The organism is Myxococcaceae bacterium JPH2 (assembly GCA_016458225.1).
Lineage (GTDB): Bacteria > Myxococcota > Myxococcia > Myxococcales > Myxococcaceae > Citreicoccus.
Genome location: JAEMGR010000038.1, coordinates 94,186 through 120,720 on the forward strand (window position 1 = coordinate 94,186; position 26,535 = coordinate 120,720).

Here is a 26,535-nt window from a genome sequence, read left to right on the forward strand (position 1 = left end):
GCAACCGCACGGGGCCATCCCATGAGGGCCGGATGCCTCGGGAACATCCGACGGAGCATGCGGTACCCGCGCCCCAGCCCCTCTCGCGAAAGTCCCGGGCCCGGGGAAGAAACATGCTCTGCTGCGGACCCACGAGCCTGGCGAGGGAGCCGCGACGATGACCGAAGACACCGCCTGGAGGCCCTTCGAGGATGGGAGCACGCTGGGCGGCCCTGGCTCGCAGGGCGGCGACATCACGCGAGACGAAGAGGTACCCGGTCGCTTGCGCCTCACGTACGAGTCGGATGCCTCGCGCGACTTCCATGCGGTGTCGTGTCTGGTGACGGGCTGGCTCCTCCACCATCGCTTCTTCGACAGCGAAGAGAAGGCCCTCGCGGCGTTCGAGGAGATGAAGCCCGCGCTGGTGGAACTCCAGTCCCAATTGCATCCAGGAGGACCTCGCACGTCCGCCGAAGGGCGCGCGGCCGGGCCCCTGCTGGCGCGCTTCCAGGTGCGGTTCTCCTGACGGTGGGCTTCAGCGCGGGGGCTCGCGCAACAGCTCGCTCAACTTCTCCAGGGCGAGCCGCGCGCGCGTCTTCACCGTGCCGAGCGGATCCCCCGTGCGCTCGGAGATCTCTCGCTGGGTCAGACCCTCGAAGTAGGCCAGCTCCACCACGTGGCGCTGCTCCCACGGCAGTTGCCGCAGCGCCGCGAGCACACGGGTGCGCTCCTCGCCCGCCAAGGCGGCCTCGTCCGGACTGATCGGCGTCGCGCTCACTGGCGGCGGACTGTGCGTCACGCCGTCCAGCGTCCTCGCCACCGTGCCCAGGGCGCGCAGGCGATCGATGGCGCGCGTGCGCGCGATGGTCGCGACCCACGTCTCCATGCCACCGCGCGCGGGGTCGAACTCACGCGCGCGCCGCCACACCTCGAGGAAGGTCTCCTGGAGCAGCTCCTCCGCATCGGCTCGCGCGGGCAAGAGGCGCAGACAGAGCGCGAACGCTCGGCCCGCGCAGCGCGCATAGACGTTCCGCATGGCCTGGCTGTCCCCGAGCGCGACCTGCTGAAGCAGGGCCCGGTCATCCGCCGGGTCGCTCGCTCGGGCTGCGGAGGGTTCGGTGGGCGCCATGTGCGTTGCCGGATACCGCATCCTGCCAGGAGGATCCCAGCGTCAAGTACGGGCGGGCAATCCAGCGTGCCCCACGGGCTGGGCGCCCGCGGGCCTCGTTCCTAACGTTGACGAGCCAACGCGACCCGCGCGCGTGGCATCGTGCATCAACGGCCTCGTCAGTATGCCTCGGCGGCGCCATCGCCACGCGGACCTATAAGGGCCTCCTGCCGCCATGACCGACCGAATCGGAAGCGTGTTCATCGAGGGCGTGCAACCGGAGCTGGACGCGGGGCGCCATCCCATCAAGCGCATCGTGGGTGAGCCCCTCGTCGTTCGCGCCGACATCTTCAAGGAAGGACACGACGTCCTCGCCGCCGTCGTCCGCTGGCGGCAGCAAACTCCCACCACGCAGCGCACCGACTGGGCGGAGGTCCCCATGCGCGCGCTCGGCAACGACGCCTGGGAAGCCAGCGTGCCGCTCACGAACAACGGCCGCTACGAGTACACGATTGAAGCGTGGCCGGACCTCTTCCGGACCTGGACCTCCGAGCTGAAGCGCAAGGTGGACGCGGGCCGCGACGTGCGCAGCGAGCTGCTGGAGGGAGCCGCGCTGCTGGAGGGAGCCGCGACACGCGCTCGCGCGAAGTTGGCGGAAGACGACGCGCGCGTGCTCGCGGACGCGGGGGCGCGACTGCGTCAGCCCGCCTCGCCGGACCTGCTCGCCGTGGCGCTCGCGCCGGAGTTGGTGGACCTGGCCTCGCGCCATGCGGACCGGAGCCTCGCGCGGAGGTACGAGCCCGTGCTCGAGGTGTTCGCGGACCGGGAGAAGGCGCGCTTCAGCGCGTGGTACGAGTTCTTCCCGCGTTCAGCGCTGCGCGACGGCGCGACGCACGCGACGCTGCTCGATGCGCGCGAGTGGCTGCCCTACGTCCAGCGCCTGGGCTTCGACGTCGTCTATCTGCCACCCATCCATCCCATCGGCGTCACCGCGCGCAAGGGCAAGAACAACAGCCTCCAGGCGCAGCCCGACGACGTGGGCAGCCCCTGGGCCATTGGCGCGCACGAGGGCGGCCACATGGCGGTGCATCCGCGCCTGGGCACGATGGAGGACTTCCGCTCGCTGGTGGAGGCGGCCGCGCATCACGGCATCGAGGTGGCCTTGGATCTCGCGTTCCAGTGCTCGCCGGATCACCCCTACGTCCGCGAGCACCCCGAGTGGTTCCAGCATCGCCCCGATGGGACCATCAAGACGGCGGAGAACCCGCCCAAGCGCTACGAGGACATCGTCAACTTCGACTGGATGGGGCCGCACCGCGAGGCGCTCTGGCACGAGCTGCGCGCCGTGGTGCTGCACTGGGTGCGGCAGGGCGTGCGCATCTTCCGCGTGGACAATCCGCACACCAAGCCCATCCAGTTCTGGGCGTGGCTCATCCGCGAGGTGCAGGACGCGCACCCGGACGTGCTGTTCCTCTCGGAGGCCTTCACGCGGCCCAAGGTGATGAAGGCGCTCGCGAAGGTGGGCTTCACGCAGTCGTACACGTACTTCACGTGGCGCAACTTCAAGGACGAGCTGACAGCCTACCTGGAGGAGATCACCCGGCCGCCCGTGTCGGACTACTTCCGGGGCAACCTCTGGCCCAACACGCCCGACATCCTGCCGGAGCTGCTCCAGGACGCGGGCCCCGGGGCCTTCCGGCTCCGCGCCGCGCTGGCCGCGACGCTCTCGTCTTCCTGGGGCATCTACTGCGGCTTCGAGCTGTGCGAAGGCCGCCACCTCCCCGGCAAGGAGGAGTACCTCGACTCGGAGAAGTACCAGCTCGTGGCGTGGGACCTGGAGCGGCCCGGCAACATCCAGGATTGGATTGCGCGGTTGAACACCGCGCGCGCCCGTCACGCGGCCCTGCACCAGTATGGCTCGCTCACGTTCTTCACCGCGGACAACGAGCGCGTGCTGTTCTACGGCAAGCGCTCCCCCGACGGCGCCAGCACGGTGCTGGTGGCGGTGAGCCTGGATCCGTATGCGTCCCAGGACGCGGTGCTCCAGGTGCCCTGGGAGTGGCTGGGCGCGCGCCCGGACGAGACCCTTCCGGTGCGCGAGCTGATGTCGGGCTCGCACGCGCTCTGGAATGGCCCCCGGGCACGCGTGCACCTGACGCCGGAGCAGCCCGCCGCCTTGTGGGTCGTGACCCGCTTCCGTCGCACCGAGCACGGCTTCGACTACTACGCGTGAGCGCAGCGAGAGACGCATGGACCTGGATCCCCTCTGGTACAAGAAGGCCCTCATCTACGAGCTGCACATCCGCGCGTTCTATGACTCGAACGGCGACGGACACGGGGACATCCCCGGGCTCATCGAGAAGCTGCCGTACCTGAGGGACCTGGGCGTGGACTGCCTCTGGCTCCTGCCCCACTACCCCTCCCCGCTGCGCGATGACGGCTACGACATCGCGGACTACTACGGCGTCCACCCGGACTACGGCACGCTGGCGGACTTCCAGCGGCTGGTGGACGAGGCGCACAAGCTGGGCCTGCGCATCATCACCGAGCTGGTGGTGAACCACACGAGCGACCAGCACCCCTGGTTCCAAGAAGCCCGGCGCGATCCCAAGAGCGCCAAGCGGGACTGGTACGTCTGGAGCGACACGGACGACCGCTATAAGGGCGCGCGCATCATCTTCGTGGACACGGAGCGCTCGAACTGGACGTGGGACCCCGTGGCCAAGCAGTACTTTTGGCACCGCTTCTTCAGCCACCAGCCGGACCTCAACTACGACAACCCCGCGGTGCAGGAAGCCATGCTGGACGTGATGCGCTTCTGGCTCAACATGGGCGTGGACGGATTCCGCTGCGACGCCGTGCCCTACCTCTTCGAGCGCGAGGGCACCAACTGCGAGAACCTCCCGGAGACGCACGCCTTCCTCAAGCGCCTGCGCAAGACGATCGACTCGGAGTACCAGGGGAAGATGTTGCTGGCCGAGGCCAACCAGTGGCCCGCCGACGTGCGCGTCTACTTCGGGGACGGCGACGAGTTCCACATGGGCTTCCACTTCCCGGTGATGCCGCGCCTCTTCATGGGCATTCGCAAGGAGGACCGCGGCCCCATCGTGGAGATCATGCAGCAGACGCCAGACATCCCGGACAACTCGCAGTGGGCCATCTTCCTGCGCAACCACGATGAGCTGACGCTGGAGATGGTGACGGACGAGGACCGCGACTACATGTATCGCGAGTACGCCACGGATCCGCGCATGCGCATCAACCTGGGCATCCGCCGGCGACTCGCGCCGCTCATGGACAACGGGCGTCGGCGCATCGAGCTGATGCACAGCCTGCTGTTCACCCTGCCCGGCACGCCGGTCCTCTACTACGGCGACGAAATCGGCATGGGCGACAACATCTACCTGGGCGACCGCAACGGCGTACGCACGCCCATGCAGTGGACGAGCGATCGCAACGCGGGCTTCAGCCGGGCGGACACCGCGCGCCTGTATGCGCCCATCATCTCGGATCCCGTCTACGGCTATCAGGCGCTCAACGTGGAGGCGCAGGAGCGCCACAAGTCCAGCCTGCTGCACTGGGTGAAGCGCATGGTGCGCATCCGCCAGAAATACCCCGTCTTCGCGCAGGGGCGCCTGAGGTTCATGCCGGTGGAGAACCGCAAGGTGATGGCCTTCGTGCGCGAGGACGCGGGGCAGACGGTGCTGGTGGTGTGCAACCTGTCGCGCTTCGCCCAGCCCGCGGTGCTGGACCTGCGCGACTTCGAGGGGCTCGTGCCGGTGGAGTTGATTGGAGAGACGCCGTTCCCTCGCATCAGCGAGCTGCCGTACCAGATGTCGATGGGCCCCTACATGTTCCTGTGGTTCCGCCTGGACAAGCCGGAGCCAGGGAGGACTCTCGCGTGACTTCCTTGGACCTGACGAAGCTGCCGGACTTCCTCAAGAGCCAGCGATGGTTCGCGGGCAAGGCGTGGCCCATCAAGAGCGTCAACGTCGTGGACCACGTGCCGCTGGACCTGGGCGCCTGCACCTTCACCCTCGCGGTGGTGGAGGTGGTGTACGAGCTGGGTCATCCAGAGCGCTACCTGCTGCTGGCGAGGCCCGCCGCCGACGGAATTCAAAGCGCGCTGGACATCGACGACTGCGTGCGGGCGCTGTTCCAGGTCCTCCGCGACGGGCGCACCATGCCCGCCGGCACGGGCCGAGTCGTGGGCGAGTGGATCGGCCCGGCGGACGCGGAGTTCCCTTCTCCCGTGCCGGTGCGACGCCTGAACGTCGAGCAGAGCAACACCTCGGTGGTGCTGGCCGAGCAGGTCATCTTGAAGATCATCCGCAAGCTCGAGGCGGGGGTGAACCCCGAGTACGAGGTGGGCCGCTTCCTCGCGACGAAGACCTCGTTTCGCGCCACCCCCCGCATGCTGGGAGCGCTCACGCTGGAGGGCGCCGCGGGCGCCACGCTCGCGCTGGCCCATCGCTTCGTGCCAGACGCGGTGGATGGCTGGCGGTACACGTTGGATCGGCTGCGCCAGGAGCGGGCCCTGAGCGAGCGCTTCCTCGAGGAGATGCGCGAGATGGGCCGATGCGTGGGCGAGCTGCACCAGGCCTTCGCCTCGGCACCTCCCGACGACGCCGCGTTCGCGCCGGAGCCCGTGCTGCAGGAGGATCTCCAACGCTGGAGCGCATCCATCGTGGGCGAGCTGGGGGTGACGCTCGCGGATGCGGGCCGACTGCATCCGGACCTGGAGGGGCGACGCGATCGGCTCATCGAGCACGCGCGTCAGCTCGCGCTCATTCCTCCCTCGGGACAGAAGACGCGCACGCATGGCGATCTCCACTTGGGCCAGGTGCTGCGCTCGCGTGGCGAGTGGCTCCTGTTCGACTTCGAGGGAGAGCCTTCGCGCTCGTTCACCGCCCGGCGCGAGAAATACAATCCGCTGCGCGACGTGGCGGGCATGTTGCGCTCGTTCGACTACGCGGAGGCCACGGTGTCACTGGAGGGAGGCGCGCCGAAGTCTCGCGTAGAGCCCACCCGCGCGGCGTTCCTGGAAGGTTACCGTCGTGCCACCGCAGGCGCGGCCTTCCTGCCCACGTCGGAGACGTCCTTCCACGTGATGCTGAGCGCGTTCGAGCTGGAGAAGCTCCTGTACGAAGTGCGCTATGAACTCCAGAACCGCCCGGACTGGGTGCGCATCCCCGTCCAGGCCCTCTTGCGCATGGAGAACACCCAGTGAAGAACCCGGCCGAGGCGGCGCAGGTCGACACGGAGCTGAACCGCGTGGTGGAGCTGCGCCACCCCGAGCCCCACGCCGTGCTGGGCCTCCACGCGGATGGCTCGGGTGCGATCATCCGCGCCTTCCGTCCCGAGGCCGTCGCGGTCCAGGTCATCCTTCCCGAGTCCGGCGAGCGCATCGCGATGACCCATCGTCGAGGGGGCATCTTCGAAGCGCGCCTCGCCTCGCGCACCGAGCCCGTCAACTACCTCCTGGAGGTGGAGTACCCGGGCAAGAAGGTCTTCACGCTGCGCGACCCGTACAGCTTCCTGCCCACGCTCGGGGAGATGGACCTCTACTTCGCGGGCGAAGGACGCCACGAGCGGCTCTGGGAGCGGATGGGGGCGCATCCGCTGCACCACCATGGCGTGAGCGGCGTGTCCTTCGCGGTGTGGGCACCCACCGCGGCTGGCGTCTCCGTGGTGGGTGACTTCAACGGTTGGGACGGGCGACTGCACGCCATGCGTCGCATGGGGGCCTCCGGCATCTGGGAGCTGTTCGTCCCCGAAGTCGGCGAGGGCGCGCGCTACAAGTTCGAGGTCCGCCCAGGGCACGGAGGACCTCGCCTGTTGAAGGCGGATCCGTTCGCCTTCCGCACCGAGAATCCGCCAGCCACGGCCTCCGTGGTCCACGACCTCGCGCGCTACCGCTGGTCCGACACAAGCTGGATGGACGCGCGCGCCCAACGCACGGACGTCCATCACCAACCGTGGAGCATCTACGAGGTGCACCTGGAGAGCTGGCGCCGGGTGGTGGAGGACGGCGACCGCCCCATGACGTACCGGGAGCTGGCCCCCGCGCTCTCCGAGTACACCCGGGCCATGGGCTTCACCCACGTGGAGCTGCTGCCCGTGGCCGAGCATCCCTACGGCGGCTCCTGGGGCTATCAAGTGGGCGGCTACTACTCGCCCACCGCGCGCTTCGGCCACCCCGATGACTTCCGCTTCCTGGTGGATCATCTGCATCAGGCTGGCGTCGGCGTCATCGTGGACTGGGTGCCCGGCCACTTCCCTCGCGATGCCCATGCGCTCGGCGAGTTCGACGGCACGGCGCTCTATGAGCACGCGGATCCGCGCAAGGGCGCGCAGCCGGACTGGGGCACGCTCGTCTTCAACTTCGGGCGAAACGAGGTCCGCAACTTCCTCATCGCCAACGCGCTCTTCTGGCTGGAGGAGTACCACGTCGATGGGCTGCGCGTGGATGCGGTCGCCTCCATGCTGTACCTCGACTACAGCCGCAAGCAGGGCGAGTGGATCCCCAACCGCTGGGGTGGCCGCGAGAACGAAGAGGCCATCCAGTTCATGCGCGAACTCAACGACACCGTGCGCCGCAAGCACCCGGGCGCGGTGATGATCGCCGAGGAGTCCACCGCGTGGCCTCGCGTGAGCCAGCCCACCAGCGAGGGCGGCCTGGGCTTCCACTTCAAATGGAACATGGGGTGGATGCACGACACGCTGTCGTACTTCTCCAAGGACGCCATCTACCGGCAGTACCACCACAACCAGCTCACCTTCGGCCTGCTCTATGCCTTCAGCGAGCACTTCATGCTCCCGCTGAGCCATGACGAAGTCGTGCATGGCAAGGGCAGCCTCTACGGGCGCATGTCCGGCGACGCGTGGCAGAAGCGCGCCAACCTGCGCGCGCTGTTCGCGTGGATGTGGGCCCACCCGGGCAAGAAGCTCCTGTTCATGGGCGGTGAGTTCGGACAGCCCGCCGAGTGGAACCACGACCGCAGCCTGGACTGGCACCTGCTCGAGGACGCGGGACACCGCGGCATCCACGCGCTCGTGCGAGACCTCAACCGCATGTACCGCGACCTGCCCGCGCTCTACGACGCGGACAGCGAGCCCGTGGGCTTCCAGTGGCTGCAGCCCGATTCGTCCGCGGCGAACGTGTTCGCGTTCGTGCGGCGCGCTCGCCAGCCCGGCCGTCATGTCGTCTGCGTCGCCAACCTGTCCCCTGTCCCCCGCGAGGGCTACCGGGTGGGCTTCCCACTGCACGGCCGCTACGTGGAGCTGCTCAACACCGACGCGAGCGACTACGGCGGCTCGGGACTCGGCAACCAGGGACTCGTGAGCACCGAGCCCACGGGCTGGGATGGTCAGCCCGCGTCCGCGCTCCTCACCCTGCCCCCGCTCAGCGTGCTGTGGTTCACCCCAGGCTGAGCGCGACTCAACCCACACGCACGCACGCGTCCGCGAAGACCCCGCCGCATAGTGAAACACGCGGCGAGCGCACGCGCGCGGTGTCTGTCTTTCGCCCAGCTGCGCGCCCGATTCCCAGACAACCAACCCGGCACACCACGGGTCGGGGTTCACCCCTTGAGGCAGGGCAGTGTTTTCGGCATAACGTTTGGAGTCGACCCGGACTCACGCCCCCCGCGATCCGGGTCTGCCATCCCCCATGCCCAATCAGCCTTCGTCCCAAATCCTCGAAGTCGACGTGGACCGCCTCGAGCGCATTCGCGATGTGCTCGCGATGATCTCGCTCGGTGAGTTCGACCCGGCGCATCACCTCATCGCGGTGGAGAAGCACGACGCGTTCTCCTCCTTCGAGGAGACCATCAACCTGTTCGCCCGGCAGCTCCACGCCTCGGTGCGCGAGAACGAGGCCTCCATCCAGAAGCTCGACGCGGCGCGCCGGGACCTGGAGGAGAAGCTCTCCACCATCGAGCGGCAGCGGATGGCGATTCGCGACCTGTCCACGCCCATCATCGAGCTATGGGAGGACATCCTCACGCTGCCCATCGTGGGCGTGGTGGACACGCAGCGCTCGCTGGAGATGACCGAGCGGCTGCTGCACCGCATCTCGCAGGGCAAGGCCCGCTGCGCCATCATCGACATCACCGGCGTCGAGGTGGTGGACACGGCGACGGCCAACCACTTCGTGAAGATGGTGACGGCGGCGCGCCTCCTGGGCACGTACTGCGTCGTCACCGGTATCAGCCCCGTCATCGCGCAGACGCTCAGCCAGATTGGCGTGGACCTGCGCGACGTGAAGACGCTCGGCAGCCTGCGAGATGGCTTGCGCGAGTGCTTCCTGTACCTGCGCAGCCAGGCCGCGCACCGCGCCTTCGAGTCCAGCCGCCAGGGCTAGGCCCCTCCCCCTTTCGCGAACGCACGACTTCCTCCGAGACTCCTCATGCAACACGCCACCCATGCGCCCGGCATCACCGTCACGGGCTCCAGCGTCTATTCCATCGTCGAGGCCGTCCGCTCGTTCTCCGTGCTCGTCGCCACCCTGCTGGAGGTGATGAAGGTCCAGACGCGTGACGCCTCGGGCGCGCTCGCCATCGATCCGAACGCCTGGTACCCCATCGAGGACTACCTCCAGGCGTACCGGAAGATCGACAGCCTCCTGGGCGGTCGCGGCCTGGAGAAGGTGGGCACGATGGTGCCCAAGAACGCGGTGCTCCCGCCTGACATCAACAGCATCCAGAAGGCGCTGCACTCGCTGGACATCGCCTTCCACATGAACCACCGCCGCGACGGCAAGGACATGTTCGATCCGGCCACGGGCACCATGCTCGAGGGCATTGGCCACTACGCGTGCCATCCGGTGGCGGGGAAGAACGAGATCCACATCGTCTGCGAGAACCCCTACCCGTGCCGCTTCGACCTCGGGCTCGTCCGGGGCATGTCGCAGCGCTTCGAGCCGAACGCCTCGGTCGAGCACCACGCCACGAATGGCTGCCGCAACAAGGGCGGCACGGCGTGCACCTACGTCGTCACGTGGTGAACCCAGCTCGCTGAATGGGCCGCAAGGCCGCGCGAGGATTCGCATAGCCTGCGCGCATGCGAATCCTCGTGTTGCACTCCGCCTATGGACTCCGCCCGGCGATACAGGAGGCGGTCCAGAGGCTGGAGGCGGCGGGCCACTCCGCGACCGCACCGGACCTCTACGCGGGCGCGACCGCCAACACGCTCGACCACGCGCTCGCGCTCCGCGACGCCATCGGACGCCAGGAGCTTCTCTCCCGCGCGATGGCGGCCACCGAGGCCTTCCAGCCGGACGCCATCCTGGGCTTCAGCCTGGGGGCCTCGATGGCCCAACGCATCGCGGTGCGGCGCGGCTCCCCGCTCCGCCTCGTCCTCTTCCATGGCGCGGCGGAGAACGCCGAGCGCTTGCATCCCGGCCTGCGCATGACGCTGCACGCGGCCCAGGGCGATGCGTTCGTCCCTGACGACGAGCTGGCCGTGTGGAAGGACTCCTTCGTGCGCGCGGGCGCCCAGGTGGCGGTGCATCGCTACGAGGACGGCGGCCATCTGTTCACGGATCCGGGCCTCCCCGACTTCCACCCCGCCACCGCCGCGCGCGCCTGGGACAACACCCTCCGGTGGCTCGCGAAGGAGGGCTGAGAACTTGTCTCACCTATCTGTTTTCGCCGTGGTTGCTTGAGTTTCACGCATCGTGGTGGCAGACGGCGATCCACACCGGGCGGGGGCTCACGGCAGAAACGGGGGCCGCTGCCCACTCGACACGAGGTGGGGACGATGCGTCGCAACGGGAAGAAGGCAGCAGTGCTGTGGATGCTCTCGGTGGGGTGGCTGAGCGCGTGTGGAGGCGCACCCGAGGCAGCAGCGCCCGAAGCGGTGGCGGTGAGCAGCCAGGCCCTGGTGTCACCACCGGCCACGCCCGTGAGCGGCAACATCGGCGACAGCTTCCCGTACGCCCCGGCGCTGACGGTGGGCGGCGCCACGCAGGCGCAGTGTGGCTCCACTCCGGGCTACGCCGGATACACGCTCCAGGCTCAGGCCGGCAGTCAGCTCAAGCTGGAGCTCACCCACCTGGGCAGCTCCATGGGGCTCGACACCGGGCTGTATGTCTATGGGCCCAAGGATGCCTCGGGCAAATATGGCTCCGTGGTGCAGTACCAGGATGACGACTCGGGCTACGGCGACCTCAGCAAGATTGGCTTCGCCACGTTCACGCAAGGCGGCGAGTACCTGGTGGTGGTGGGCTGGGGCAACGCCGCGGGCAAGCAGTACCGGCTCCAGGTGGACTGCGTGGGAGGCTCGTGCCTGAGCGCTCCGCCTGCCGCGCCCTCCGGCTACACGTTGACGCTGGCGGAGCAGCCCGTCACCGCGACGCTCCAGTCCATGCTCGCGGCGGAGAACACGGTGCGCGAGGACCAGTTCTCGTACCTGCGGCGGCTCGACTTCCTGTGGCCGTACGCCGGTGAGGCGGCGCTCGATCGCGCGGCGGAGTCCGTCATTGCCCAGTCGCTGTACACGGGCTACCGGAACTATCAGTCCACCGTGCCGCCCGTGGTGCTGACGTATCCGGCGCTGCTGACCACGATGTACACCGCGTACCAGCCGCTGCACGCGGCCATCCTGGCCGCCTACTGGAACGGCACCGAGTCCGTCCAGGTGAAGTCATACTTCCGCGCGTTCTCCACGGGGCCCAACGGCGACTCCTGGGGACAGCTCAACTTCATCCTCTTCCCGCAGTCGAAGAAGATCATCGTCTTCGAGCAGACGGGCCACGAGATCTAACCGGCATGACCGTCGACGCGCCCACCCCTTCGGAGATTCGCACCGGGCTCATCGGCTTCGGGCTCTCGGGCTCGACGTTCCATGCCCCGCTGCTCGCCGCGAATCCGTTGTTCCGATTGACGGCCATCGCCACGCGCAAGGCGGACGTGGCGATGCCAGGGGTGCGCGCGATGACCGTGGAGGCGCTGCTCGCGGACCCCACCGTGTCGCTGGTGATCATCACCACGCCCAACGCCACGCATGCCTCGCTGGTGGGGGCGGCGTTGAACGCGGGCAAGCACGTGGTGGTGGAGAAGCCCTTCGCGCTGGAGACACGCGATGCGGAGCGCCTCACCGCACTCGCTCGGGAGCGCGGGCGGTGCCTGACGGTGTTCCACAACCGTCGCTGGGATGGCGACTTCCTCACCGTGCGCCAGCTCCTCACGAACGGCGCACTGGGGCGGCTCTACAGCTTCGAGAGCCACTTCGATCGCCTGCGTCCCCAGGTCAAGGCGCGCTGGAAGGAAGAGGACATCCCGGGCGCGGGCACGCTGTGGGATCTCGGTTCGCACCTCATCGATCAAGCCGTGCAGCTCTTCGGACTCCCGGACACTGTCCTCGCGGATCTGGGGCACCAGCGGCCCGGCGCGAAGGCGGTGGACTGGGTCCACCTGGTGCTGCGCTACGGTGAGCTGCGCGTCTTGCTGCACTCCGGTTCGGTGGTCCACGAGCCGTGGCCTCGCTTCGTCCTGCGCGGCGATCGCGAGGCCTACGTGAAGACCGGGCTCGATCCTCAGGAGGCCCAGCTCCACGCGGGCCTGCGGCCCGGACACGAGGGCTGGGGCAGCGAGCCCGCCGAGCGCCACGGTCGCCTGCTCGCCAGCGCACAGTCGGTGCCCACCCTCTCCGGGACCTACGAGGAGTTCTACCGTCAGCTCGCGAGCGCCATCCTCCACGGGGCTCCGGTGCCGGTGTCCCCAGACAGCGCGCAGGATGTCATCCGCGTGGTGGAGGCCGCGCTGCGCAGTGACGCGGAGGGACGGCGCGTCGCCCTGCGCTGACTCCGGGCGATTTCAATGGATTCACCCGAGAGGGCTTCCTATTCAGACCGGGCATGCTGCGCTCGCGCCTGGTGGAACACTCGAAGGAGGTCGCTCGGTTCGCACCGGTGAAGCCCGCGGTGAAGGCGGGCCTCCGCGCGGCGCTGGCCACGGTGCTGCCGGTCCTGCTCTCCACCAGCCTGAACCTCCCCGGTGGCCTGTGGATGAGCGTGGGCGGCTTCAACACCTCGTTCTCGGACAAGGGGGGCTCCTACGGCACGCGCGCGCGGAGCATGGCCATCGCGGCCGTGGCGGGAGCCATGTCGGTGCTCGTGGGGAGCCTCGCGGGTCACCATCCCGCCGTCGCCATCCCCGTCACGCTGCTCTGGGTGTCTTTGTGCAGCTTCGCGGGCGTCCATGGCGCGGCGGCGAACCTCGCGGGCAACACGGCGGCCAGCACCTTCGTCATCTCGCTGGCGCTGCCCGCGGCGAGCGTGGGCGCCGCGTTCGAGGAGAGCCTCTTCCTGCTCGCGGGCGCGCTGTGGGCGATGGTGCTCTCGCTCGTCTTGTGGCCCATCCGTCCGTACCGTCCCGCGCGGCTCGCAATCGCGCGGTGCTTCCGGCTGGTGGCGGACTACGCGGCGGAGCTGGAGCGACTCGCTCCCGGCACGGATGAGTCCGCGTGGCAGGCACTCATCCAGGCCCAGCACGGCCGCATCCGCGAGGCCCTCGAGGACGCGCGCATCACCCTGGTCGCCACCCGTCGCGGACGGGGCGAGCGGGGACGCGGTGAGAAGCTGCTCGTCCTGCTCCAGTCCGCGGACATGATGTTCATGTCCCTCATCGCCCTGGGAGACGACCTGGAGAGCCTGCGGATCCGCCGAGCGGGCCCTCCGGAAACCTCCTTCGCGGCGTCGTTGAGCGCGCTGTCGCGCACGCTCCAGGAGATCGCCTACCTCGTGGAGACGGAGGGGCGCGTGCGACAGCTCCCCACGCTCGACTGGCCGACACCTCACCTCGCGCCCGACGTCACTTCATCGCAGGACACCGTGCGGCGCGCGCTGAGCGAGCACCTGGTGGGGGTCCTGGCCCAGCTCCGCGAGTACGCGGGGACCGCCATCGACACGGCGGCGAGCCTCCCGGACAGCCGTCCCCTGCCCCGCGAACGCGCCCTGTCCGCCAGCCCGCTCGTAGAACCGGAGCTGTCGCTGTGGGCGCCAGTGAAGGAGAACCTCACGCTCGACTCGGTGGTGCTGCGGCACGCGCTGCGGGTTGGGCTGACGACGGCGGTGGCCGTGGGCATCACCACGCTGCTGCGCCCGAGCCACGGCTACTGGGTCACCATCACCGTGCTCACCATCCTGCTGCCCTACACCGGGCCCACGTTCCTCAAGGCACTCCAGCGCGTCCTGGGCACCGTGGTGGGCGGCATCCTCGCCATCGGCATCGCCTCGTGGCTGCATGATCCACTCGCGCTCATGGCCCTGGTGTTCGTCACGGCCACGGTCTGCGTCAGCGTCATCTCGCTCAACTACGGGCTCTACACCGTCTTCGTCACGCTCACCTTCGTCCTGCTCGCCGAGGTGGGAACGGGGGACTGGGGCCTCGCCGAGGTGCGCATCGACAACACGCTCATCGGCGGTGCCCTGGCGCTCGCGGGGAGCTGGTTGCTGTGGGAGCGCTCCGAGCGCGAGCACTTCCCCAGGCAGATCGCCGCGGCCCTGCGCGCGAACGCGGCGCTGCTCCATCAGGTCCTGCCTGGACACCTGGGGGAGATCCGCGCGCCCAGTCCCGTCGCGGGCGAAGCCCGTCGAGCGCTCGGACTGGCGGCCCTCAACGCGGAGGCCTCGTTCCAGCGACTCCTCTCCGAGCCGCGTCGGCGCATGGAGTCACTCGAGCCGCTGATGACCCTCCTCGCGTTCACGCGCCGGTTCGCCGCGGCGGTCATCACCCTGGCCTCCACCCGGCACCCACGCCCCAGCGAGCCGGCGCTCCGAGCCGTGGAGCGCTTCACGCGCGCCGCTGAGCAGTCATTGGAAGATCTCGCGGAGGCGCTGTCGCAGCGGCGCGCACCGGTCCCCCTCCCGCCCTTCGCGGAGCTGCTCGGCTGGAACGTGCCACACGCTTCGCCCGACGCGAGGACCCTGGCGCAGGAGTCCCCGCTGCTTCAGGCCCAGCTCGAGCGCATCTCGCGACAGCTCACCATCCTCCACGGCGCGGCCCTGCGGCGACAGGACGCGACGCGAGGCTGAGCGTCACTTCAAGCAGACCAGGGGCACAGCGGGAGGGTTCTCCAGCAGCGAGCGCCAGTGCTCATGACCGAAGAGCGCCTCGCCTTCGGGGGAGACCGACATCGGAGGCCAGGCAATCTCCCGGAAGCCCGCGGCGCGCAGTTCCTGTTCGAGCGTGGCGCGGCGCCAGCGACACGGCCTCACGTCAATGGGCTTGCCCTGGATATGAGACACGAGCCGAAGCGGCGCACCGTCAGGAAGCTCGGTGAGCGCGGCATGTTCGGAGTGCGCTGGCAGGATTTGCATGCCGTGCGCCGCGAAGAAGTCCTTGCGTGAGAACTCACCGACAGGATTCACGGTGACCGCCACCAGCCGACCGCCTGGCCGCACGGCCTCCGCCATTCCGCGACACATGGCCCGGAGGGCCTCGCGCGTCTCGGCATACGGGAGCACGTAGACCGCCGTGACGATATCGAAGCGGCCCAGGCGCCCCGCGTTGGCCGCATCCTCGAGGAAATACTCGATGCCCAGAGGCACCTCGGCCTCTCGCATCCGCGCGTACGCGAGCATGTTGGCCGCGATGTCGAACCCGACGACGCGCGACGCGCCCCGCTCGCGCAAGCGTCGGGTGTAGAGCCCCGCGCCACATCCTGCGTCCAGGACCGATGCGCCTCGCACATCTCCCAGCGCGTTGAAGAAGGACCAGGCCTCGAAATAGCGCCGATAGTGAAAGTTATCGTCGTCCTCATAGGCACGGACGAATGCGTTGAATGCAGGCTCCATCGGCACCTTCCTTGAACCGCTCATGATAACAGACAAGCACCCAGGCCCTGGATCGCCGCCTCTGTCCACGAGCAAGCCTGCGTCAACGCGGTGCGTCCTGAAGCGTTCCCCTTTCGCCGCGGCGAGCGCGCCACCACCGTGACAAGCGACCATGTCTACGAACGCGCCGACCGCCCTTTCCGACCGCTCGAAGTGGCTCCTCCTGGCGGGGCTCGTGGCCCTTCCGCTCTACGTTCTGCCCGTTGGGTTCCGAGGACTGCGCGCCATGCGGCCTCTGCTCCTGCGGGATGCGCTCGCGGGAGCCATCGCGGTGGGCGCGTTGTCCCTGTCTCAGATGGCGCTCTGCCGAGCCCTGAGTGCGAAGAGTGCGAAGAAACCTCGGGCCATGCCGCGCTTCCAGCCGTTCTGCTCGGAAGAGTTCGCCGCGTCCGCTGCGTCTGGGTACTGAGTTCGCCCGCGGCGCGCGACACTCGTCTGTCTTTGTCAATCACAATCACAGACATCAATATTTGATATGCATTTAAGCGACGACTCTCGTGACTCAGGGCCGTTCGAGGCCAGCGCTTCCGCGTGACTGCCTAAAAGAACGTTCAGGTAGGCACGACATCGAGATCAGTCCCTGGAAATGCCTGATGATGCGTTCAGGTGGGCACTGCACAGCCGCCTCGCCGAGGTACTGCTGTCTTGTTCATGTAGGCATGGTCGTCCGATGGCGCCAGGGACTGCCTGATGATTCGTTCATGTAGGCATGGCGCCTGAATCAGACTGACCGAGACGGCCTGCTGATTCGTTCGGGGAGGCAGGCGGAAACGAAAACGGCCCCCACGAGGTGTGCTCGTGGAGGCCGTTGATTCTTCCTCACGTCAGTCCAGCAGGAACCCCACCCTCGAGGCGGGCTCCACCGGAGGTCACTCTCCGCGAGACAGCCGCGCGATGTACTCCTCGGGCAACCCCGCGCTGCGGGCCCCTCGGACCAACGCCTCGATGAACCGAGGGCTCACCTGTCCATCCTGGGCCGCGCGCCGCGGATTGGTGACGAAGGCCGTGGCCTCCACCTCGCGGCCGTTGACCCGAACGCGCACCGAGCGCTCGATGCACATGCCGGTGACGAAGCCCTCCTTGTGCTGAACGATGGGCCAGTCCTTCCCGGCGATCTCGAACAGGCGCCCGTACACCCGCTGCCCCGGGGCGTCCTGCAGGCCCGCCACGCGACCGCCCCACCACCGGGAGGGGAAGTCGTAGACGAGGTCGACATCCACCGCCTCGGCCACTTCCCCCGCCGGGAGGTCGAAGAAGCCGTAGCTGTGTTGATCCCGCCACTCCTCGAAGGCCGCCCGGTCGAGGATGGTCGAGTACGCGAAGTACAGCCGAGGCGCCGCGCTCTCTGCTGCCCCGCGCGCCTTCATCACCTGATCGTAATGCGAGTCCATGAACCCTCTCCTACCTGCCCTTGCGCGCGCCGGTGTCGTCGCGGAAGGCACCGAGCACTCCCGCCACGTCCAACCGGGACGTCTTGATGAACAGTCGTAATGCGCGCTCGACGTGGTCGCCCAGGGTGGCCATGCGCTCCAGCCGCTGCAACCGCTCGTGGGGAACGTCGCCGGCCTGCTCCGCCAGACGCCGGGCCTCCGCCAGGTCCGCGCGGATGCGCGCCACGAAGCCCGCCTCGCGCTCCTCGATGACGTGCGTCACCATGCGCACCAGGTCCGTCTCGGCGCGATAGCGCCACACGGTGTCCTGCGGCACGCGGACCCGCTGGACGACGCCCCAGCGCTCCAGGTCGCGGAGCAGCATGGAGACCCCGCCTTTGGAGAGGTCCAGCTCGCGCTCGATCTCGCCGGCCGTCAGCGGCTCGCCGCGCAGGTAGAGCAGCCCCCAGACGCGGCCCTGGTTGCGCTTGAAGCCCCAGAACTCGATGACATTGCCCACCGCGTCCACCGCGATGGCTTCCCACGGCGCCAGCCGGGCATTCTCAGTTGGCGCCTCGGGGCGCTGGCTACCGGGCCCCCCCGTCCACAGGTAGCCTTTCATGCAGCGCGTCCTTTCACTTGCTCCGCGATGCCTTCCGACAGGCGGCGCGCCCAGCTCACCAGCTCCGCGCCCGCGGGCACGTTGGCGTAGCGGCCCAGCTTGTCGAGCGACGCCTCGATCTCCAGGTTCATGTGCGCCATGGAGGACTCCACCGCGCCCGTCGCCTCGATGGCGGCGCCAATCTCCCGCGTGCGCTCCGGCGTAATCACGGAGAAGGCCCACGCGTCCTTCAGCTTGCGGCGCAGGGACTCATCCTTCGCCACGGCCAGGAGGATGGGCATGGAGGGCGTGCGCGAGTGCACGTCCGCGTAGCGCGGCTTGCCCACGTCGGTGCCGAGGATGTCGCGGATGTCGTCGGCGATCTGGAACGCCACGCCCAGGTGGCGACCAAAGCCGTCGAAGCGGGCCACCGCGTCAGGCGTCATGCCCAGCGTGGCGGCGGCGTTGCCACACCAGCCGAACAGCGAGCCCGTCTTGCCCTCGGCGATGAACCGCAGGCGGGCCATCGGCAGGTCCAGGTCGCCGCGGGCCTCCACCTCGGCGATGGCGGCGCGGGTCATCTCCGCGACCACGGCCAGCGCGCTCTGCGTCAGCCGCGAATCCAACTCGGACAGGCGCTGCAGACCGGTGGAGAGGATGAGGTCGCCGCTCATCACCGCGACGATGTTGCCCCAGCGAGCGTTCACGGTGGGCCGTCCGCGCCGGAACATGCCCGCGTCCACCACGTCGTCGTGCAGGAGGCTGGCCGAGTGGATCAGCTCGGCGGCCACGGCCACGTCCACCAGCTTCTCCGCCTCCACGCCGACCGCGGCACCAAACAGCCGCACCAGCATGGGACGCGCGCGCTTGCTGCCGCTGCCGAGGCACAGGTGACGGGCCGCCTCCATCAGCGTGTCGCCCTTCACGTCTGGACCGGCATTCCCATCCACCAACATGGAGCCCAACCGCTGCTCCACATTCCCCAGAAAATCCGTCAGCTCGCGAGCCAGATCCATGTGCGCCCTCTCCTGGGTCGTTCATATAGTTCAAGACCGCTTGAACTGCACCTGAATCCCGCCGACGCACCGGGCGAGGAGCCGGGGGAATGGAGGGCGGTGGCTGGCGGGTGGGCAAGCGTGCGTCGAGGGTTCACCGGACGTCCGGTTGAGCCACGTCCGCGGGCCATGCGACAGACGGGGGGACTCGCTGCACCTCGCTTGAATTCGCGTTGCCTCCCACCGCGTTCCGCCGACATGTCGCTCGGGGACTCGGGGCTCTCGCCTCGAGCGTCCCGTTGTTCCGCCCGGGAACGTCGCTGCCGGGCTCCGGGGCCCCCCTGCTGGGCGCTCCACCTCCGGGCGAGTCGAAGGCGCGAGCGAGCCCGCGAGGCCCTCTGCGGCATTCGCTTCGCGTGTCCGTGACGGAGGGGATGTTCGCGGAGGTGTTCACCGCCTGCGCCGGCGCGACCGTGCTGACAGCCTGGGCCGTCGCGCTGAAGCTGGGCCCCTTCCTCGTGGGGGTGATGACGGCCCTGCCCTTCTTCGCGCAGTTCGTTCAGTTCCCGGCAGCGTGGCTGACGGGATGGTTCGGACACCGGCGCGTGGCGCTCACGGCGGTGTGCCTGTCTCGACTGGTGATGTTCCCGCTGGCGCTCGTGCCCTGGCTCGACTGGGGGCTCGTCGCCACGCAGCGCTTGTTGCTGCTCATCGCGGGCGCCTCGGCCGTGCTCGGGGTGGTGGGCAACAATGCCTGGGTGGCGTGGATGGGCGAGTTGGTGCCACACGCCGTCCGAGGCCGATTCTTCGGGCGGCGCACCGCGCTCACCACCCTGGCGGGCACGGTCGTCTCGCTCGCGGCGGGCGTGCTCATGGATCGCCTGCGGCCCGATGCGGGCGTGGGCGCGGCCCTGCCCCTGCTCGCCCTGGTGGGGTGTGTCATGGGCATCGTCACCACGCTGCTGATGGCCATGCAACACGACCCCGCGCCACCTGGGCCACCGCCGACGCGAGCAGTGCGCGCCGCGCTGCAGCCGCTGAAGGATGTCCGCGCGCGAGGCGTGCTCGTGTACCAGGTGGCGTGGAACGCGGCGGTGGGTGTGTCCGCGCCGTTCTTCGCGCTGCACAGCCTCCAGAACCTGAAGATGACGTTCGTCCTCATGGCGCTGCACGCGGCGGCCGTCGCGGCGGTTCGCATCCTCACCGCGCCGCTGTGGGGTCAGGTGATTGATCGCGTGGGCGCGCAGCCGGTCCTGCTCGGGTGCTCCCTGGGCATCGGCGTCATCCCCGCGCTGTGGCTGCTGCCCTCGGCGGGCTGCCTGTGGCCGCTGGTGTTCGACGCGGTGCTCGCGGGCGCGCTCTGGGGCGGCCATGCGTTGGCCATCTTCGCGTTGCCGCTCACGGTTGCGCCGCGCGAGGGCCGCCCGTTCTACCTCGCGGCCTTCGCGACCGCGGGAGGGCTGGCCTACACGGCGGCGGCGGCGCTCGGGGGAGGCATCGCCGCGCGACTTCCCGCGACCTTCACGCTCGGCGGGCTGCCCTGGGTCAACCTCCACGTGCTGTTCGTGCTGTCGTCGGTGGCGCGGCTGGCGGCCGCGCTGCTCGTCACGCAGGTGGAGGAGCCAGGCGCCCGGCCCGTGCGCTCGATTGGCGCCCTGCTGTCGCGCGGGCTGCCTCGCCCTCGCTTCGTCGCGGCGCTCGCCGAGTCGCGAGCGCGCGCGTCCCGACGCTGAATCAGATCCGGTAGTCGCTCACCACTTCGGCGACGCGCTCCGACAGCGTCTTGAGCGCCTGGGCCGAGTCGCTGGTCGTGGAGATGCGCTTCACCGTGTCGCCCATCACCACGTTCAGCTCGTTGACGGCGGTGAAGATCTGCTCGATGCCGGTGGCCTGCTGGTTGACTGTCTGGGCGATCTGCCGGGCGGACACCACGCTGTCGCGCACGATGGAAGACAGCTGGGTCAGCGTGTCCCCGGACGTGCGCACCTGCGCGAGCCCCGACTCCATGCGCTGGGTCCCCGCAGCGGTGATCTCCACGGTCGCGATGATGGCCGTGCTGATGTCGGCGAGGATCTGCCGCACCTGGTTCGTCGCGCGGATGGACTGGTCCGCCAGCCCGCGAATCTCGCGCGCCACCACCGCGAAGCCCTTGCCGTGCTCACCCGAGCGCGCCGCCTCGATGGCCGCGTTGACGGCCAACAGGTGGGACTGATCCGCCAGGTCCTTCACCGTCTCGGTGATGCCGCTGATCTGCTCGGTGCGCTCGCCCAGCGCCATGATGCGCTCGGCGATCTGCTCCACCTGCGTGCGCAGGTTCACCAGCCCATCGATGCTCGCGCTGATGGCGGACTCGCCCGTGCGTCCGAGGGCCTCCGCGCGCTCGGCCACCTCGATGACCGCCTCCGCTGAACGCGAGGCCATGCTGGACGTCTGCCGAATCTCCTGCGCCGTGACCTGGGTCTCCTGGAGCGCGGCGGCGTGACGGGCCACCATCTCGTTCTGCTTGCCCGCGGAGTCCGTCAGGTGGCTCACCGAGCTGCGCAGCGCCTCCGACGAGGACTGGAGCTGCTGGAGCAGGTCCTTCAGCTTGCCCACCATCATCGAGAACGCGCGCGCCAGCTGCCCCACTTCGTCCGTGGAGTGGATCTCCACCGGCACGCGCAGGTCGCCCTTCTCCGCGATGCGCCACGCCACCTCGGTGAGCTGCACGAGCGGCGCGGCGATGCGCCGCCCCGTCACCACGCCCACCACCCCGAACACGACCAGCGCGAGCACCAGCACCACGCTGACCTTCGCGGTGATGGCCTCCACCTTCGAGCGCGCCGCCGTGCGGTCAAAGCCCACGTGCACGCTGCCCGAGCCCCCCGCCACCGTGGCGCTCAGGTCGAGCAGCTCGGAGTCTCGGACGTGGAAGAGCGCGCCGTTCTCCGCCTTCGCGAGTCGCTCTCGCAGCTCGCGCATGGCGTTGGCGTGATCTCCGGACACGGCCACCAACTGGCCCGCGCCGTTGAACACCGCCACGTAGGCCACCTTGCCCGAGCGCGACACCGAGTCGATGGCGGACTGGATGGTCGCGTACTCGCGCGCGCTCAGCGACTCCACCAGCGTGGAGGCCAGCGCGGACGGCAACCCCATCCCCACCTCCCGCGCCTGGTCCTCGAACGCCGCGCTGAGGCGCGGGATGAGGTACCCGAAAGAGAGGACGGAGAAGAAGAGCGCCACCGCGAGGGGCGCGAGCGTCAACTTCTGGGACAGAGAGAGTCGCATCCGGGCGTCGGGGATCGTGGGGCTTTCCGCGGGCGTCACGGGGAGTCCTTTCCACGCGAAGACGGGGAAGCTGAGCCCCTCTGGAGAATCCAGCGAGGCCCCATATTGTGAACGCGCTCGCCAAAGCAGCGCAACGCCCCTCGTCAGGAAACCCGTGCAGTCCCTCAGTTCCCGGGTGCGCCGCGACCCGCGCGGTCCAGGAGAGACCTCAGGGGGCGGGCCGTGGAGCCGCCGCGGAGTGTTGACGCGTGGTCAGCCGCTGACGCAGCCAGCGACGCGCGGGCTCCTCCACGTAGCGGAAAACCGCCAGCGACACGGCCACGGACACGAGCGCATATGCCGTGAAGAAGCCGAGCCCGCGCGACCACCATCCCAGGTGCAGCGTCTGGTCCGCCGCGCGCAGCCAGTTGTTGAGGGGCGCGTGGAGCAGATAGAGCGCGTAGCTGGCCTCGCCCAACCTCACGACGAATGGCTGGGACAGCACGCGGCCCAGGGGCTCCGTCCCTCCCGCGAGTCCCCACAGCAGGCACGCGAAGCCGGGCAGGAGCGCCACGTCCTTGAACGCGAGCGCGGTGGGCTCCCAGCCGTGCGCCATCAGCCCCAGGCTGGCCCCCACGCCCACGGTGACGAGGGCCGCGTCCCATCCGGGAGTGGCGCTGACGCTCAATCGGCGCAGGCAGTACAGGCGGCCGAGGAACACGCCCACGAGGAAGTGCGGCAGCCGCAGCAGCGGGTGGTAGGCCCCGACCACCATCCACGCGTCATGCGAGATGATTCCGCCTGGAGCAGCCGCGACGGTCCGCTCCACCGCGAGCCACGCGACGACCAGGGCCGCCCCCGCGAGCACGCTGAGGCCCAGGGCCACGACGAGCCGACGGGGCCCGAGGCGCAGCACCGGGAGCGCCGCGAAGGGGAACACCAGATAGAAGAACGCCTCGACGGACAGCGACCAGCCAGGACAGTTCCACTGGCAGGCCGCGGCGGGAAACCACGCCTGCACCAACCCCATGACGGCGGCGCTCACACCGCCCAGGTCCAGGAGCGAGGCGCTGGAGAGCCCTCGCTCCTGCAATCCCTTGCTCACGAACACGGGCGCCGCGAGGAGCAAGCCCAGCAGATAGACGGGATAGACGCGCGCGAACCGGGCGGCCCAGAAGGCTCGCGCCGGGACGCGCGCATTCGGCTCCGCCCCCAGATAGCTGTAGGCCAGGATGAAACCAGACAGCACGAAGAACAGCGTCACGCTGTTGGGCCCACTCATCAGCGTCTGGACGAGCCAGCCTGGCATCCCCTCACGAGCCAGGTAGTGGAAAACCACGACGTGCGAGGCCGCGAGGAAACGCAGACCGGTGAGCGCGGGCAACGAACGAGGAGCGAGGCTCATGGAGGCAGGCGCGGCAGCATGCACGAGCCTCCCAGGGACGGCAACGCTCGCGCGCTCAGCCGAGGCGCGTGCCGCCCGGTGACTAGCTCGCCTGCCGCTGAGGCGCGCTCTCGTCCCACCGGTTCATGATGGTGTTCGACGGAAGCGTCTCGTCCACCAGCTTCCTTGCCGCCTCCCCGCCCACCACCGGCAGCCCCTGCGGATCCAACAGGCCGATCTGCACCAGCACCGACGCCTGATCCCAGTAGATGTGCTCGTGGCAGAGCTTGTCGCCGCGGAAGTTCACGATGGCCACCAGCGGCACCTCCACGTACTTCCCCGTGGGTGCGATGCCCGGGAGCATCCAGTCCATCTCCACGTCGTGCGTGAAGCAGAACAGGACCTCATCCACCAGCCGGTCCGCGCCAAGCGTGCGCGACATGGGGATCATCTTCGTGTCCTTGGGATTCTTGTGCACGAAGTGGTTCGCGTAGAAGCGCCGCAGGTGGTTGTAGCCCACGCCGCCGGTCATCACCGGGATGCTGTTGACGTACGGGTGCGCCACCATGGTGGCCATCGTCGCGTCCGCGTCCCGCGTGCCGAACTCGAACTCGCAGTGCTTCTCCCAGAGCATCCCCAGGTCGTAGTTCGGCCCCATCACCCGGTGGAACAGCGCGATGGAGCGCGAGTGCGCCATCATCTCCGCCGGGCGGTCATAGGCCGCGGTGCCGTGGCGATGAAAGCCGTGGCGCACGTTCGGATACACATACAGCTCGACGGGCGAGTCCTTGCCCACGCGATCCTTCACGCGCGCCACCGCGGTGGGCGGCACGAAGCCATCCTTCTCCGCGAAGTGCAGCACCATGGGCGCGCTCCCAGGTCCCGCCTCCGCCAACACGTCGTCCAGCCCGATGCCGCAATAGGCCACCGCGCAGTCCACCAGGCCGCTCGCCGCGACCCGACACGCCAGCGTCCCGCCCAGCCCGAAGCCGAGCAGGCCCACCTTCTTGTCTCCCTTCTGCCCCACCACCTCGGGCAGCGCCCGCGCCGCGTTCACCGTCGCCACGATGTCCGCCACGGCGGGCTCGCCTCGCCCGACCAGATCCGGCACCAGGACGACGTAGCCCTCCTCTGCGTAGAGCTCCGCCACTTGTCTCAAATGCGCGTTGCCGTCGAAGTCCTCCACCAGCAGCAACACGAGCGCGGGACCCTTGCCACTCGCGGGTCGGGTGATCCATGCCCGAAATGCGCCTCCGTCCTCGGCCGGAACTTCCAGATAGGTGTCGTTCATTGTCTCGCGCCCTCCCCGAGCGGACATTTTCACTGCGGCTGCGTCTCAACTGGAGACATCTTGGATTGTATCACCATGCGAGGCTTTGTGCTCGATTTTGGTTGTTTGATTCCCGCGAACACTTCGCGTCTGTCTTTTGTGGATGAATCAGCTCGCACTGCAATGACTGACAATGTCTCAGGGTCTGTCCTGCCCCACGCGCGAGGGCTCACGCGTGCAGCGGGCGCGCGGATCCGCGCGAGTCCCCGGCGCCCGCACCGCGCTCCGGGGGCTGGCGGGGCAGACAGACGACGAAGGAGGTCCCATCCTTCGCACTGGACGTGACGCGCAGGGCGCCGCCGTGGGCGCGGACGATGCTCCGGGCGATGAAGAGGCCCAGCCCCAAGCCCTCGCGCGCGGCGGACGTGGAGACTTCGTCGCCGCGGCGGAACGGCTCGAACACCCGCGCCTGCAGGTGCGCGGGGATCGGCTCTCCCTCATTGTGGACTTCCACGATGGCCAGCTCCGACCCGGAGACGCGCGTCGTGAGCCGCACCGGCGAATCCGGAGGGCTGTATTTGAGGGCGTTGTCCAACAGGTTGGCGACCACTTGTCCCAACCGGTCGAGGTCCCAAATGCCCGGGAGGGAGTCACGACTGAACTCGCCTTGGATGACGCGCTGTGGGTGCACTGTGCGCAGCTCGTCCACCACCTTGCGGCACAGCTCGTTGAGGTCTCCCTCGCGAGGCGACACGGGGATGCCCGTCCCCAGGCTCGCGCGGGTGGGGATGCCCGTCCCCAGGCTCGCGCGGGTGAAGTCGAGCAGCAGGTCCACGATGTGGTGGATCCGCTCGCCGCCGCGCAGCACCCGCTCGAAGGCCTTTCGCTGCGCGTCGGGCAGCGCGGCCAGCGCGAGCTGCGACTGCGCCGTGGCCAGGATGGCGGACAAGGGCGTGCGGATGTCGTGTCCCACGATTCCCACCAACTGGTGCTCCAGCTCGGTCGCGCGCGCCTGTGCCTCGGCGGCGTGGCGGCGCTCGGCCAGCTCGACATCCTGGAGGCGGAGCTGCTCGCCGCGCAGGTACAGCTCCACGAAGACGGAGACCTTGGCCCGGAGGATGTCGGGATCCACCGGCTTGAGGAGATAGTCCACGGCGCCCTGCGCGTAGCCCTGCGTGACGTAGGTGGCCTCCCGGCTGATCGCGGTGATGAAGAGGATGGGCAGGTGGCGGGTGCGCTCCCGCGCGCGGATGAGACGGGCCGTCTCCAGTCCATCCAGACCGGGCATCTGCACGTCCATCACCACGCAGGCGTAGTCGTCGAGGAGCAGCGCCTTGAGCGCCTCGGCCCCCGACTGCACGGACACGACCTGCTGGCCGAGCGGCTCCAGCGTCGCCTCCATGGCGGTCAGGTTCGCCCGGACGTCGTCCACGACGAGGACTCGGGCGAGCCCGGCCTGGCGAGAGCCTTCGGCCTGGCGAGAGCCTTCGGCCTGGCGGGGGCTCTCGGGCGATGAGGGCGGCGGGGAGGAAGTTGGGCGCATGGAGATGGCTCGATCAGTGGCCGGCATGGCCGATGTCTCAGGGGCACGTCCCCTGCGGTCGTGCCTCTGGGTCCAACAGCGCGCGCGAAAGACACTCTTCCTGGTAACGCACCGCCCACCGTTTATTTCGAAACTCGACGGTGCGGTTGTTCGCCAGCCAACACCTCATCAGTCCCAGGGATGATGTGACTGATGGATTG

Annotated in this window: 22 protein-coding genes; 13 read left to right on the forward strand and 9 right to left on the reverse strand. The window is 69.0% G+C overall.

Features of this window, described 5'->3' with window-relative positions; genetic code table 11:
- Nucleotides 1-157: 157 nt before the first annotated feature.
- On the forward strand, nucleotides 158-505 hold the full coding sequence (locus tag JGU66_33075) for a hypothetical protein (protein MBJ6765612.1): 348 nt from the start codon (nucleotides 158-160) through the stop codon (nucleotides 503-505).
- Between the two features lie 9 nt (nucleotides 506-514).
- Here JGU66_33075 and JGU66_33080 read toward each other — a convergent pair whose 3' ends face one another.
- The gene (locus tag JGU66_33080; GenBank protein MBJ6765613.1) at nucleotides 515-1,108 is read right to left on the reverse strand and encodes a sigma-70 family RNA polymerase sigma factor; all 594 of its coding nucleotides are present in this window, start codon (nucleotides 1,106-1,108) and stop codon (nucleotides 515-517) included.
- Nucleotides 1,109-1,322: 214 nt separating this feature from the next.
- Between JGU66_33080 and JGU66_33085 the strand changes: the two genes are divergently transcribed.
- From JGU66_33085 to JGU66_33130, 10 genes are all read left to right on the forward strand, one after another.
- Entirely contained in the window at nucleotides 1,323-3,320 is a 1,998-nt protein-coding gene (locus JGU66_33085; GenBank protein MBJ6765614.1) for an alpha-1,4-glucan--maltose-1-phosphate maltosyltransferase, read from the forward strand.
- 16 nt (nucleotides 3,321-3,336) lie between these two features.
- A complete protein-coding gene (gene treS, locus JGU66_33090) occupies nucleotides 3,337-4,992 on the forward strand; it encodes a maltose alpha-D-glucosyltransferase (protein MBJ6765615.1) in 1,656 nt (551 codons plus the stop codon).
- Nucleotides 4,989-6,317: a phosphotransferase gene (locus tag JGU66_33095; GenBank protein ID MBJ6765616.1), complete on the forward strand. Its 1,329-nt coding sequence runs from the start codon at nucleotides 4,989-4,991 to the stop codon at nucleotides 6,315-6,317. Before treS ends, JGU66_33095 begins: the two co-directional genes overlap by 4 nt.
- Entirely contained in the window at nucleotides 6,314-8,521 is a 2,208-nt protein-coding gene (glgB, locus tag JGU66_33100) for a 1,4-alpha-glucan branching protein GlgB (GenBank protein ID MBJ6765617.1), read from the forward strand. Before JGU66_33095 ends, glgB begins: the two co-directional genes overlap by 4 nt.
- 238 nt (nucleotides 8,522-8,759) lie before the next feature.
- The gene (locus JGU66_33105) at nucleotides 8,760-9,452 is read left to right on the forward strand and encodes an STAS domain-containing protein (protein ID MBJ6765618.1); all 693 of its coding nucleotides are present in this window, start codon (nucleotides 8,760-8,762) and stop codon (nucleotides 9,450-9,452) included.
- Between the two features lie 45 nt (nucleotides 9,453-9,497).
- On the forward strand, nucleotides 9,498-10,094 hold the full coding sequence (locus tag JGU66_33110) for a hypothetical protein (protein MBJ6765619.1): 597 nt from the start codon (nucleotides 9,498-9,500) through the stop codon (nucleotides 10,092-10,094).
- Between the two features lie 56 nt (nucleotides 10,095-10,150).
- Entirely contained in the window at nucleotides 10,151-10,714 is a 564-nt protein-coding gene (locus tag JGU66_33115; protein MBJ6765620.1) for a dienelactone hydrolase family protein, read from the forward strand.
- Nucleotides 10,715-10,849: 135 nt separating this feature from the next.
- On the forward strand, nucleotides 10,850-11,854 hold the full coding sequence (locus JGU66_33120) for a hypothetical protein (GenBank protein ID MBJ6765621.1): 1,005 nt from the start codon (nucleotides 10,850-10,852) through the stop codon (nucleotides 11,852-11,854).
- A 5-nt stretch (nucleotides 11,855-11,859) separates the two neighbouring features.
- Nucleotides 11,860-12,894 carry an oxidoreductase gene (locus tag JGU66_33125; protein MBJ6765622.1) on the forward strand — a complete coding sequence of 345 codons (1,035 nt, stop codon included), beginning with the start codon at nucleotides 11,860-11,862 and terminating at the stop codon, nucleotides 12,892-12,894.
- Nucleotides 12,895-12,947: 53 nt separating this feature from the next.
- Nucleotides 12,948-15,125, forward strand: coding sequence for an FUSC family protein (locus tag JGU66_33130; GenBank protein ID MBJ6765623.1), 2,178 nt, complete (start codon nucleotides 12,948-12,950; stop codon nucleotides 15,123-15,125).
- A 3-nt stretch (nucleotides 15,126-15,128) separates the two neighbouring features.
- Here the strand turns inward: JGU66_33130 and JGU66_33135 are convergent, their stop codons facing one another.
- The gene (locus JGU66_33135; protein MBJ6765624.1) at nucleotides 15,129-15,887 is read right to left on the reverse strand and encodes a class I SAM-dependent methyltransferase; all 759 of its coding nucleotides are present in this window, start codon (nucleotides 15,885-15,887) and stop codon (nucleotides 15,129-15,131) included.
- Nucleotides 15,888-16,038: 151 nt separating this feature from the next.
- Here JGU66_33135 and JGU66_33140 point away from each other — a divergent pair, with 151 nt between their 5' ends.
- Complete coding sequence (locus tag JGU66_33140) at nucleotides 16,039-16,335, forward strand: hypothetical protein (protein MBJ6765625.1); 297 nt, start codon at nucleotides 16,039-16,041, stop codon at nucleotides 16,333-16,335.
- A gap of 460 nt (nucleotides 16,336-16,795) precedes the next feature.
- Here JGU66_33140 and JGU66_33145 read toward each other — a convergent pair whose 3' ends face one another.
- Genes JGU66_33145 through JGU66_33155 form a run of 3 tightly spaced genes read right to left on the reverse strand, consistent with a single transcriptional unit; the run spans nucleotide 16,796 to nucleotide 18,913 of the window.
- Entirely contained in the window at nucleotides 16,796-17,317 is a 522-nt protein-coding gene (locus JGU66_33145) for a gamma-glutamylcyclotransferase (GenBank protein MBJ6765626.1), read from the reverse strand.
- Nucleotides 17,318-17,327: 10 nt separating this feature from the next.
- Nucleotides 17,328-17,918, reverse strand: a complete 591-nt coding sequence (locus JGU66_33150) for a MarR family transcriptional regulator (GenBank protein ID MBJ6765627.1) — start codon at nucleotides 17,916-17,918, stop codon at nucleotides 17,328-17,330.
- Nucleotides 17,915-18,913: a polyprenyl synthetase family protein gene (locus tag JGU66_33155; protein ID MBJ6765628.1), complete on the reverse strand. Its 999-nt coding sequence runs from the start codon at nucleotides 18,911-18,913 to the stop codon at nucleotides 17,915-17,917. Before JGU66_33155 ends, JGU66_33150 begins: the two co-directional genes overlap by 4 nt.
- 212 nt (nucleotides 18,914-19,125) lie before the next feature.
- Between JGU66_33155 and JGU66_33160 the strand changes: the two genes are divergently transcribed.
- Nucleotides 19,126-20,625: an MFS transporter gene (locus tag JGU66_33160; protein MBJ6765629.1), complete on the forward strand. Its 1,500-nt coding sequence runs from the start codon at nucleotides 19,126-19,128 to the stop codon at nucleotides 20,623-20,625.
- 1 nt (nucleotide 20,626) lies between these two features.
- Here the strand turns inward: JGU66_33160 and JGU66_33165 are convergent, their stop codons facing one another.
- The 4 genes from JGU66_33165 to JGU66_33180 form a co-directional block, all read right to left on the reverse strand.
- Nucleotides 20,627-22,159 (reverse strand): methyl-accepting chemotaxis protein, encoded by a 1,533-nt coding sequence (locus tag JGU66_33165; protein ID MBJ6765630.1) that lies wholly within the window; start codon nucleotides 22,157-22,159, stop codon nucleotides 20,627-20,629.
- A gap of 208 nt (nucleotides 22,160-22,367) precedes the next feature.
- Entirely contained in the window at nucleotides 22,368-23,543 is a 1,176-nt protein-coding gene (locus JGU66_33170) for an acyltransferase (protein MBJ6765631.1), read from the reverse strand.
- 82 nt (nucleotides 23,544-23,625) lie between these two features.
- Nucleotides 23,626-24,840, reverse strand: a complete 1,215-nt coding sequence (locus JGU66_33175) for an alpha/beta fold hydrolase (GenBank protein MBJ6765632.1) — start codon at nucleotides 24,838-24,840, stop codon at nucleotides 23,626-23,628.
- 181 nt (nucleotides 24,841-25,021) lie between these two features.
- Nucleotides 25,022-26,335: a response regulator gene (locus JGU66_33180; protein ID MBJ6765633.1), complete on the reverse strand. Its 1,314-nt coding sequence runs from the start codon at nucleotides 26,333-26,335 to the stop codon at nucleotides 25,022-25,024.
- Between the last annotated feature and the right edge of the window lie 200 nt (nucleotides 26,336-26,535).

Bases quoted from the DNA above. Each gene is read 5' to 3' on its own strand.
- JGU66_33130 (MBJ6765623.1), top strand. From the start codon at position 12,948: ATGCTGCGCTCGCGCCTGGTGGAACACTCGAAGGAGGTCGCTCGGTTC.
- JGU66_33105 (MBJ6765618.1), top strand. From the start codon at position 8,760: ATGCCCAATCAGCCTTCGTCCCAAATCCTCGAAGTCGACGTGGACCGC.
- JGU66_33150 (MBJ6765627.1), bottom strand. From the start codon at position 17,918: ATGAAAGGCTACCTGTGGACGGGGGGGCCCGGTAGCCAGCGCCCCGAG.
- JGU66_33175 (MBJ6765632.1), bottom strand. From the start codon at position 24,840: ATGTCCGCTCGGGGAGGGCGCGAGACAATGAACGACACCTATCTGGAA.
- JGU66_33165 (MBJ6765630.1), bottom strand. From the start codon at position 22,159: ATGCGACTCTCTCTGTCCCAGAAGTTGACGCTCGCGCCCCTCGCGGTG.
- JGU66_33155 (MBJ6765628.1), bottom strand. From the start codon at position 18,913: ATGGATCTGGCTCGCGAGCTGACGGATTTTCTGGGGAATGTGGAGCAG.
- JGU66_33075 (MBJ6765612.1), top strand. From the start codon at position 158: ATGACCGAAGACACCGCCTGGAGGCCCTTCGAGGATGGGAGCACGCTG.
- JGU66_33145 (MBJ6765626.1), bottom strand. From the start codon at position 17,317: ATGGACTCGCATTACGATCAGGTGATGAAGGCGCGCGGGGCAGCAGAG.
- treS (MBJ6765615.1), top strand. From the start codon at position 3,337: ATGGACCTGGATCCCCTCTGGTACAAGAAGGCCCTCATCTACGAGCTG.
- JGU66_33125 (MBJ6765622.1), top strand. From the start codon at position 11,860: ATGACCGTCGACGCGCCCACCCCTTCGGAGATTCGCACCGGGCTCATC.
- JGU66_33115 (MBJ6765620.1), top strand. From the start codon at position 10,151: ATGCGAATCCTCGTGTTGCACTCCGCCTATGGACTCCGCCCGGCGATA.
- JGU66_33170 (MBJ6765631.1), bottom strand. From the start codon at position 23,543: ATGAGCCTCGCTCCTCGTTCGTTGCCCGCGCTCACCGGTCTGCGTTTC.
- JGU66_33085 (MBJ6765614.1), top strand. From the start codon at position 1,323: ATGACCGACCGAATCGGAAGCGTGTTCATCGAGGGCGTGCAACCGGAG.
- JGU66_33120 (MBJ6765621.1), top strand. From the start codon at position 10,850: ATGCGTCGCAACGGGAAGAAGGCAGCAGTGCTGTGGATGCTCTCGGTG.
- JGU66_33080 (MBJ6765613.1), bottom strand. From the start codon at position 1,108: ATGGCGCCCACCGAACCCTCCGCAGCCCGAGCGAGCGACCCGGCGGAT.
- JGU66_33110 (MBJ6765619.1), top strand. From the start codon at position 9,498: ATGCAACACGCCACCCATGCGCCCGGCATCACCGTCACGGGCTCCAGC.
- JGU66_33180 (MBJ6765633.1), bottom strand. From the start codon at position 26,335: ATGCGCCCAACTTCCTCCCCGCCGCCCTCATCGCCCGAGAGCCCCCGC.
- JGU66_33135 (MBJ6765624.1), bottom strand. From the start codon at position 15,887: ATGGAGCCTGCATTCAACGCATTCGTCCGTGCCTATGAGGACGACGAT.
- JGU66_33140 (MBJ6765625.1), top strand. From the start codon at position 16,039: ATGTCTACGAACGCGCCGACCGCCCTTTCCGACCGCTCGAAGTGGCTC.